Origin of the sequence: Acinetobacter sp. NIOH-H-8, from assembly GCF_046635365.1 — a bacterium.
Lineage (GTDB): Bacteria > Pseudomonadota > Gammaproteobacteria > Pseudomonadales > Moraxellaceae > Acinetobacter.
In genome coordinates, this window is the sequence record NZ_JBHDVN010000081.1 from 1 (window position 1) to 8632 (window position 8632).

The 8632-nt window shown below is 44.1% G+C and carries 3 protein-coding genes; 1 reads left to right on the plus strand and 2 read right to left on the minus strand.

Translation table 11 applies throughout. The features are described 5' to 3' along the window. Positions 1-471: 471 nt before the first annotated feature. Positions 472-4158 carry a methionine synthase gene (gene metH / locus ACEWB7_RS16565; protein ID WP_312319513.1) on the minus strand — a complete coding sequence of 1229 codons (3687 nt, stop codon included), beginning with the start codon at positions 4156-4158 and terminating at the stop codon, positions 472-474. Positions 4159-4674: 516 nt separating this feature from the next. Between metH and ACEWB7_RS16570 the strand changes: the two genes are divergently transcribed. After that, on the plus strand, positions 4675-6294 hold the full coding sequence (locus ACEWB7_RS16570) for an inorganic phosphate transporter (protein WP_312319517.1): 1620 nt from the start codon (positions 4675-4677) through the stop codon (positions 6292-6294). Positions 6295-6819: 525 nt separating this feature from the next. Here ACEWB7_RS16570 and ACEWB7_RS16575 read toward each other — a convergent pair. Beyond that, positions 6820-8364: a hypothetical protein gene (locus tag ACEWB7_RS16575; RefSeq protein ID WP_312319520.1), complete on the minus strand. Its 1545-nt coding sequence runs from the start codon at positions 8362-8364 to the stop codon at positions 6820-6822. Between the last annotated feature and the right edge of the window lie 268 nt (positions 8365-8632).

Here is an 8632-nt window from a genome sequence, read left to right on the forward strand (position 1 = left end):
TGAGGATCAGAAAGCTTGTTTGAATCGATGTATTTCATCCGCAGATTATGCATGAATGCCAAGAAATCTGGAGTGCAAATATTAACCAAAAAGAAGATCGTTTTTTGATTTATGAAAGAGATCTATTGCAGATATATATAGTTCAGAAGAAATTGTGGCGAGTAATAAATTAAAAGCTGTAGCTTATTTTACTCATACAGAAAAATTATCTTTAGATGATTTAAAATTATTTTTATTAGAATTCGAAGATAAGAATACTTCTGATTTCAGAAAACTTTTATCATTCTATGATTTTAAAAAATATAAGATTCAATCCCTCCCAACCTCCCTTTAGAAAAGGGAGGAGTTGTCACGTAATCAATTTGATACGCGAAATTCCCCCTCTTTGAAAAAGAGGGGTTAGGGGAGATTTAAAAAAACAAAAAATCCCCTCAAGTGAGGGGATTTTTTCTACTCTAAATTAGAGGATTCTTACACGATCGAATCATCCAGATTTGGCGCTAACCAGCGTTTCGCTTCATCCAGTGTCCAGCCCTTACGTTTTGCATAATCTTCCAGCTGATCGCCAGAGATTTTGCCCACGTTAAAGTATTCAGTTTCAGGGTTCGCATAGTAGAAACCGCTTACTGATGAAGGTGGCCACATTGCAAAGCTAGAAGTCAGGTAAGTACCCATCTTCTCAGTCGTACCTAACCAGTCAAACAATGGCGCTTTTTCAGAATGTTCAGGACAAGCAGGGTAGCCCGGTGCAGGGCGGATGCCGACATACTTCTCTTTAATCAATTCATCATTGTCCAGCGTTTCGTCTGCCTGATAGCCCCAGAACTCTTTACGGATCCGCTGGTGCAGATGCTCTGCGAACGCTTCCGCAAAACGGTCACCCAAGGCCTGAACCATAATTGCATTATAGTCATCACCTTTGGCTTTATATTCCTGAGACAACTCTTCCGCACCGAAGATCGAAACGGTAAAGCCACCCAAGTAATCCTGAGCCACATCTTTAGGCGCAATAAAGTCAGCCAGAGAGTAGTTCGCTTTACCAGTTACTTTGTCAGACTGCTGACGTAGGTGCTCGAAGGTATGCGTTACATTGCCAGCTTCATCTGTTACCGCAACCGTATCTGAACCGGTACGATTTGCAGGGTAGATGCTGAACGTTGCACGCGCATCGAAACGTTTATTGTCGATAATGTCTTTCAACATTGCTTGTGCTTGTGCATACAGATCACGTGCTGCTTCACCAACGATTTCATCTTCCAGAATTTTCGGGAATTTGCCTGCCAGACTCCAGGAAATAAAGAATGGTGTCCAGTCAAAGTATTCCACCAAGGTTTCTAAAGGATAGTTGGTGAAAGTTTGTGAACCGATGAAGTTTGGTTTGACTGGTGCATTCTTGTCGAAGTCGATTTTGAAACCATTTTCAACCGATTCAGCATAAGACAGTTTCGCTGCTTTCGGCTGTTTGTTGGCAAGACGGGTACGGATTTTTTCATAATCCGCTGCATAGTCTGCTGCCAGTTTTGGCTTCATCTCGGAAGAAAGCAATTGAGTCGCTACACCTACAGCACGAGAGGCATCAGCTGTGTAGTACACGCCATCATTCTGGTATTGAGGGGCAATCTTCACAGCCGTATGTGCCTTAGAAGTCGTCGCACCACCAATCATCAATGGAATGTTAAAACCTTTACGCTGCATTTCTTTAGCAACGAAGACCATTTCATCTAGAGAAGGGGTGATCAGACCAGATAAACCGATGATGTCAACTTTCTCATCAATCGCAGTTTGCAGAATCTTTTCACATGGCACCATCACACCAAGATCAACCACGTCATAACCGTTACAGCCCAGTACCACGCCTACGATATTCTTACCGATGTCATGTACGTCGCCTTTTACGGTCGCCATCAGGATTTTACCTTTGGCTTCACCTTGGGTTTTTTCCGCTTCGATGTACGGGTTCAACCAAGCTACGGCCTGTTTCATGACACGTGCAGATTTCACCACCTGTGGCAGGAACATTTTACCGGCACCGAACAGGTCACCAACGACGTTCATACCCGCCATCAATGGGCCTTCGATTACATCGAGTGGACGAACTGCTTTCAGGCGAGCTTCTTCAGTATCCTGATCGATGTAGGTAGTGATACCTTTGACCAGCGCATATTCAAGACGCTTTTCAACGGGTTCATTACGCCATTCAAGGTTTTCTTCCGCTTTTTGAGCGCCACCTTGACCACGGTATTTTTCAGCAATTTCAAGCAGTTTTTCAGTGGCTTCATTGCCGCTTTCACCCTGGTTACGATTCAGGATCACATCTTCAACTGCATCTTTCAGGTCTTTGTCGATGTCATCGTAAATCGCCAGCTGACCGGCATTTACGATACCCATAGTCAGACCTTGCTGGATACCGTAGTACAGGAATACTGCATGGATCGCTTCACGTACCGGCTCATTACCACGGAATGAGAAAGATACATTCGAGATACCACCAGAGATCATCGCATTTGGCAGGTTCTGTTTAATCCAGCCAGTCGCTTCGATGAAATCTACTGCATAGTTGTTGTGTTCTTCGATACCGGTTGCTACCGCGAACACGTTCGGGTCAAAGATAATGTCTTCAGACGGGAAGCCAACTTCATTTACCAGCACGTCATAAGAACGCTTACAGATTTCTTTTTTGCGTTCCGCAGTATCAGCCTGACCATTTTCATCAAATGCCATGACGATCACAGCTGCACCGTACTGACGGCAGAGGCGGGCACGTTCTACAAACTCGTCATAACCTTCTTTCAAAGAAATCGAGTTAACAACCGCTTTACCTTGGACGCATTTCAGACCGGCTTCAATAATTTCCCATTTTGATGAGTCAATCATGATTGGCACACGTGAAATATCAGGTTCAGATGCGACCAGATTCAGGAAATGCACCATCGCACCTTCTGAATCGAGCATGCCTTCATCCATGTTGATGTCGATGATCTGTGCACCGGCTTCAACCTGTTGACGGGCAACATCTAGTGCTTCAGCGAAGTTTTCTTCTTTGATCAGACGCAGGAATTTTTTCGAACCGGTGACGTTGGTACGTTCACCGACGTTCACGAACAATGAATCTTTGGTGATGTTAAATGGCTCTAAACCACTGAGGCGACATGCTGGTTCAATTTCAGGTACTTTACGCGGAGCAATACCCTCAACTGCTTGAGCAATCGCGCGGATGTGATCGGGAGTGGTACCACAACAACCACCGGTGATGTTGATTAGACCACTTTCAGCAAATTCTTTAATGAAAGCTGCAGTTTCTTCTGGAGTTTCATCATAACCACCGAAGGCATTTGGCAAGCCGGCATTAGGATGCGCAGACACAAAAGTATCCGCCACATCAGACACAGTTTTTACGTGTGGACGCATGGCATCTGCACCCAGTGCACAGTTGAAACCAATCGAGATCGGTTCTGCATGACGCATTGAGTTCCAGAACGCTTCCGCAGTTTGACCAGTCAAGGTACGGCCAGATGCATCAGTAATTGTACCTGAAATCATGAGTGGCAATTCAGTGCCCAGTTCTTTAAACACTTCCTTCACTGCAAAGATCGCAGCTTTGGCATTTAAAGTATCAAATACGGTTTCGATCAGGATGATATCGACGCCACCTTCAATCAAGGCCTTGGTTGATTCGATGTAATTCACTTTCAATTCGTCAAAAGTGATATTACGGAAGGCAGGGTCATTTACATTTGGAGAAATAGAAGTGGTTCGTGATGTCGGCCCAATCACACCTGCCACAAAACGTGGTTTTTCCGGGGTTGAGTATTTTGCACAAGCTTCTTTAGCCAGACGCGCTGCTTCACGGTTTATCTCAGGAACCAGATCTTCCATGTGATAATCAGACATTGAAACACGAGTACCATTAAAGGTATTGGTTTCAATAATATCGGCACCAGCTTCAAGATATGCTTCATGAATGCCTTGAATAATCTGTGGCTGAGTCAGCACAAGTAAGTCGTTATTGCCTTTAAGGTCGTATGCCCAATCAGCAAAACGCTCACCACGATAATCGGCTTCTTCCAATTTATGGCGTTGGATCATGGTACCCATCGCACCATCGATAATTAAAATTCTCTTGGCAAGAAGTTCTTTTAGGGTGGCAAGTGTGGACATTCAAACTTTCTCAGTAAGCATCAAAAACGGCAATAATCTTAACAGATTAGTGCGTAGTTTTCTGTAGTGCTTATACAGAATGCTGGATATGCTTGATATGAAAATTTGATAAAGAAACTCAAGCCGGTATAGAAAGTTGAAAACAGATGGAAATCTGGAAATTAAAGTTCTTGATAAAAGCGTGCGACTGGAAAATAAAATGTAAGCAGCTTTCATCAGAGTGTCATATAACAAAGCTAATCTTTAATCAAATATGACAGGCTCGGAAATATGACAGCCGGGTAGGAATGATCAGATATATTGCAAAACATGAATAAAGCTGGGGGATTCAAGCGTTTTATTTTTAATAAATAATTGATTATATTGATATATTTTTAAAATTTAGAGCATGTGGTTACAGGATAAACGGCAACGAGAAAGTCTAAAAAACTGGTTTATATGACAGCACTTTGTCATATAATTGTCACAATTTAACTGAACAATATGGGGATTCTTGAATCCTCTATTCCTGCTTGCATGAATTCTAATCAAACTCCCTTAGGTTCAGCACAACAGTCGCCTTCTGATAAGCCGGCCAATGTTCATGTGCCAACACCGAAATTTTTTATGCCGGTGTTTCTGACTCTAATTATCTCCACGCTGATCTATATCGGCTTCCAATTGACTTCAGATTTAGCTCATGTCCCACCGATAGGTCTGTATTCAATGATTCTTTTAGGCACGGCGTTATTCATTGCGCTGGGCTTTGAATTCGTCAACGGTTTCCACGACACGGCCAATGCGGTTGCGACCGTGATTTATACCAATGCATTGTCTGCACCGGTTGCAGTCATGTGGGCAGGTTTTTGTAATTTCCTTGGGGTAATGGTGGCCAGTGGTGCTGTTGCATACGGAATCATTGCATTATTGCCTGTCGAACTGATCATGAATGTCGGCACAGGTGCCGGTTTTGCCATGGTCTTTGCCATGCTGATCGCTGCGATTCTCTGGAATCTGGGCACCTGGTTTCTTGGCATTCCTGCTTCCAGTTCACATACCCTGATCGGTTCGATTCTGGGTGTAGGCATCATGAACTACCTGCTGAATTCGGGTGGTGGCGCTTCTGGTGTGGATATGGAGCAGGTGCTGAAAGTTGGTAAAGCATTGCTGTTCTCACCTTTGATCGGTTTTGCTTTTGCTGGAGTGCTATTTCTGCTGGTGAAAAAGATCTTCAGAAAGCAGCTTGAACTGTTCAAGCCACCTGAAGGGAACAAGCCACCGCCACCGCTGATTCGTGCCATTCTGATCTTTACCTGTACAGGTGTAAGCTTCGCGCACGGTTCAAACGATGGTCAAAAAGGTATGGGTCTGATCATGCTGATCCTGATCGGCTGTGTACCTTTGGCATATTCACTGAACAAAAATCTGGATGCAGCTCATATCCAGTCTTTTGGCCAGTTGTCTGCGCAAACGGCTGATGCGATTTATCCGCAGCATGAAGATATTCCGGACGAAAAAGCACGTGCCATCATCACGACCTACATTCAAACCAAAGAATTGAATGCTGAGGTTGTTCCTGCACTGGCAAGCCTGACAGATCATTTGGGTGATAAAGTCGGTAGCTACAGCAATATTAAAGATGTCCCAGAAACACAAGTTTCAGAATTCCGTAACGACATGTACCTGAGCACCACAGCGTTTAAACGTCTGGATAAAGCAGAAGCTTTACCGGCAATGAGCGAGGCTCAGGAACAAACCGTCGATGAATACCGTGACAATCTGGATTCATTCCTGCAATACATTCCGACCTGGGTGAAAGTGGCAACAGCCTTGGCATTGGGTTTAGGTACCATGGTGGGTTGGAAACGAATTGTGGTAACTGTCGGTGAGCGGATCGGTAAAGAGCACATGACTTATGGTCAGGGGATGTCTGCCGAACTGGTAGCCATGTCTACGATCGCTGCTGCTGATGGCTTTGGTATGCCAGTATCTACCACTCATGTCCTGAACTCTGCAGTTGCAGGTACCATGGTGGCGAACAAGTCGGGCCTAAACTTTAAAATGGTCAAATCAATTCTGTCTGCCTGGGTATTTACACTGCCAGCAACGATCTGTTTATCAGGTGGTTTGTACTGGATTCTTCTGAAAGTTTTCTAAGAAGATTCGATGTAAAAAACGCTGCTTAGGCAGCGTTTTTTTATGGGTGATTTTTATATTTCCTTGTGGAAGATAGGAGTACTCCTCTTCTGCAAGAGATGAGGGATTTAAATAAAAGATGACCCCTCCCTAACCCTCACTTGCGCTGCGCTTTAAAAGCAGTGCTTTAAAGCTTGCTCGGGAGAGGGAATTTCCATTTGGAAGTTATAGATAAATCACATGATAATCCCTCTCCCTATGGGACGAGCAGCGCCACTGCGCAAGGGGGAATTATTGAAACCTCTCTCTAACCCTCACTTGCGCTGTACTTTTAAAGCAATGCTTTAAAGCTTGCTCAGGAGAGGGAATCTTCTTGAAGATCCAAAAGAAGTATTAATTTCACAAAGAAAACACCCTCTCCCTATGGGATGAGTAACATTGCTACGCAAGGAGGTGAGGGTAAAGTAAAAATACTTTTTCACTAACCCATATTTGAGTATTACCTTAAAACTTGCTCTGGAGAGAGATCTATCTATTTAAGAAGAATTACTTCTTCAACTTCTTACCCAATAATCCCTTTGGTAATTTATCCGTTGCAAAACCATACAGCGCAGCAAAAGGCAGAGCAGTACGTGCCAGATAAGCCACACGCCATAAACCGCCATGATTTGCGCCTGACATCATCAACTCAAGTGGATGGTTGAGTTGTATATCAGGATTGGCCACAGATTCAGGATTACGTAGGTCGTGAATCCACAATGCCGCCATAATCGCATTGGTGGTTTCAGGAGCGAATGCTTCTACATCAAATAGGCTGGCACCGTTAAATGCAGCTTTCAGCAGTGGATTCTTGGTCACAGAATAAGTCGTTGTTGAAGGAGCGATATTGATGCTCACTTGCTGCCCGTTAGCACGTGCCAATGTTGCACGCCATTGCTGGATGCGTTTAGCCAGTGCATAGTTCGGACCTTGCTCAATGACCAGACAGTCACAAACACCATAAGACTTATCGCCAACCTTAAACAGATCCTGCTTATTTTTCTGGAAAAAATGCTTGCGTGAAATCAGTGAAATGCCTTTGGTTAAAGTACTTTCCAATTTCGACAACTGCTGGTATTTGCTTTGTGAAGCCTGAACGACTTCTTCTGGAACTGCATATACATCCGTCGGGGTGCACATATACATCAGGCTGGTATTGGCTTTCTGCTTGCTGACATATTTCATAATGGCATCCATCGCCATGGAAACACGTACGTGCTTTTCACCGTCCAGATAAGCAATCGCCGCGAGATCCAGATCCTGTTTGAACTGAATCAGCCATTGGGCAATTTCAGGAATCTGAGTGAGCAGGTTAGCCCCCAGTTTTTCTTTTAAAACTTCCAGTGAAGTATCAGCAGGAAGGGCTTCAACTGATGGTGCATATAAAGTAGCGTTGCCTTGACTCACTGTATCTAAAATCTTGCCCCAGACACGGGTATTCGGCAGGTCAATTGCGACGATATTGGCTTTCCATTTCGACAACCAGGTCAGTGGACCTGCTTCAGAAGCGGCACCAAATAGAACAGTGGTACGATCGGATAGGTCAAACCATTCCGGATGAGCAATACATTCACGCAGTGCATTGGCATGACTCGGTTCGACGATACCATGCTCTTCCCAAGACTGGATCTGATCCAGTAATGCTTGTCCTTGCAGTTTTTTGCCATGATAGGGCACATACCATTCTGGGGCTTTTTCAGACTGGCCTTTCAGCTGGAAAGTATTCAGGTTCTGCGCAGGCAGAGACATCACATCTTTTAGTAGATGCTTCTGGCCATCACGATAAAATTCAAAGCTGGCATGTGCAGTTTCCAGACCTTGCTTGGCAATACTCAGTGCTGCACCCGCAGAGCGTAATCCATCTTCAACCAGATGTTTAAAGTGCAGCGGATATTGCTTACGCCAGTTCTTTTCCTGCTGTGCTGCGGTAGCATGTACAGGATCGACTGCGCCTAAGGCTTCAGAAATAATGTTACGGCCGATTTTCGATGTGCTTGGTTTTTGTTGTGAAGCAGAAATGGGAAATTGAAGACCGTCTAGGGAAGTGGACATGCAAAATATCTCGCAACTTACAGCAATTAATATACAGATGTATACATTATCGCTGCTAAGTTGCTTCCTGGGTTGGCATTAAATTCCAGTCTTGGGTCTTAATTTATTACGAGATGTTTCAAATAAAAAGGAAGCTTGAAGCTCACTGCTGTCCCATAGTTTGCTTTAAATAAAAAAACCTGAGTCCTAACAGTTAAAATATGAGTGCAAACAAACACTTTAACGACCAGGATTCAGGTTTTGTCACATCAGAATACCGTATTTCATG

Coding starts and splice junctions, on each gene's coding strand:
- metH (WP_312319513.1), bottom strand. CDS start 4,158: ATGTCCACACTTGCCACCCTAAAAGAACTTCTTGCCAAGAGAATTTTA.
- ACEWB7_RS16575 (WP_312319520.1), bottom strand. CDS start 8,364: ATGTCCACTTCCCTAGACGGTCTTCAATTTCCCATTTCTGCTTCACAA.
- ACEWB7_RS16570 (WP_312319517.1), top strand. CDS start 4,675: ATGAATTCTAATCAAACTCCCTTAGGTTCAGCACAACAGTCGCCTTCT.